The organism is Periweissella beninensis (genome assembly GCF_016908275.1).
GTDB classification, from domain to species: Bacteria; Bacillota; Bacilli; order Lactobacillales; family Lactobacillaceae; genus Periweissella; species Periweissella beninensis.
This window is the reverse complement of record NZ_JAFBDN010000058.1, coordinates 1-1,665: the sequence shown is the minus strand read 5'-3', so window position 1 is coordinate 1,665 and position 1,665 is coordinate 1. Positions and strand designations below refer to the sequence as shown.

Sequence of the window (1,665 nt, the reverse complement as noted above, 5' to 3'; positions counted from 1 at the left end):
AAGGAGGTGCCACTTGGAATTTAAAGCAAATATACCAATTTATTTACAAGTTTATGATTTAATTTGTGATCGCATTATTGGGGAACAATATTTACCAGGTGATAAATTACCGTCCGTACGAGAGTTAGCTGAAGAATTAACAACTAATCCACGAACGATTCAAAGTGCTTTGAAGATTTTAATTAATCATGGTATTTTAATCACTCAACGCGGTCAAGGAAATTTCATTAGCCAAAAAGATGATTTGATTAATGAGTTACGGCAACATAAGATACAACAAGCAACCGATGATTATGTAAACAGTTTAGTAAATGTCTTAACGCTTGATGAAATTTTAATAGCCGTTACAGAAAATATTAAGCGGCGTAAACATAAGGAGGACTAAAATGGAAACAGGGTTAAAAATCGATAATATTAATTATCAAAAATTGAATAAGAAAATTTTAACAGATATTAATATTGAAATCCCACTGGGACAACTAGTTGTCTTGCTTGGTGAAAATGGTGTTGGAAAAACAACATTAATGCGAATTATCAGTGATTTAAATAAAGGATATACCGGTACAATTAATTTAAATGGAATCACTGATGAAAAACGAAAAATGTTAGTTTCATATTCAGATAGTCTATTGGCTTTTAATAATCGTGATACATTGGGGCATATTTTGAATTTTTATCAACACGCTTATCCAAATTTTAAAAGTCAACGTGCGCAAGAGCTAATGACCTTTATGAATCTTAATTATGCTCAACGTTTAGGGGAATTATCAAAAGGCAATCGGGAAAAGTTTGTGATTGTGCTAACTCTATCCCGAAAAGCGGTTTTGTACTTACTAGATGAGCCATTAAGTGGTATTGATATTTTTAGTCGTGATAAGATTATTTCTAGTTTAATCAAATGGATTGATGATGATACCATTTTATTAGTATCAACCCACCATGTTAACGAATTAGAGCAAATCATTGATTCAGCAATTTTCTTAAAAAATGGTAAAGTAATCGCGCAAAGAGATGTTGAGAGCATACGGAGTGACGATGGTTTGAGTGTGCAAGATTATTACCGCCAAGTACACTTAGAAAATTAGGAGGGACTTATGTTAAAAGTAAGCAAATTATGGGCACTCTTGTATAAAGATGCTTTTAAATCAACAAAATTTATTGCGATAATTGGTTTGGGAATTTCAGTTCTTGCACCGTTATGGAATATGTACTCTGTGGGTTATGGAACTAATAAATTTTATCAAGCATTAGCATCTGAAACTGGTTTTATGACCTTTATCTTTATCATGATTATGTCTTTTGCACTCTTACAACACCTTTATCAAGTTTGGATTAGCAATAAATTTAGAATGTTACCTGTATACACGCATCAATTATATTTTAGTGCGATAACAGCAATGCCATTAGGAGTTTTTAGTTCAATTGGTATGATTAGCGTTTTAAATGGTATCATTTGTTATTTTGCTTCCAAAGAGGCTTTAAGTAACACCAATTTTGATTTTAGTGCGATCAACTTTAATAGTCATGATTTAATTAGTGTTATAGTAAATGCTAGTGATGTCATTATTTCATCATTTGTTAGTGTGACTTTTGTTTTAATTCTAGTCGAAGTCGTACGGCAAATAGTTAATAAAAAATATCAAAAAATTGTGCAAGTTTTAGCCT

At 31.4% G+C, this 1,665-nt stretch carries 3 protein-coding genes; all 3 read left to right on the top strand.

The features are described 5' to 3' along the window. Window positions 1-385 (top strand): GntR family transcriptional regulator (locus tag JOC59_RS09245; RefSeq protein ID WP_205144452.1); only part of this gene is annotated, 385 nt, incomplete at its 5' end. A 1-nt stretch (window position 386) separates the two neighbouring features. Then, on the top strand, window positions 387-1,085 hold the full coding sequence (locus tag JOC59_RS09240; protein WP_205144451.1) for an ATP-binding cassette domain-containing protein: 699 nt from the start codon (window positions 387-389) through the stop codon (window positions 1,083-1,085). A 9-nt stretch (window positions 1,086-1,094) separates the two neighbouring features. Further along, a partial coding sequence (locus tag JOC59_RS09235) for a hypothetical protein (RefSeq protein WP_205144450.1) occupies window positions 1,095-1,665 on the top strand: 571 nt, incomplete at its 3' end.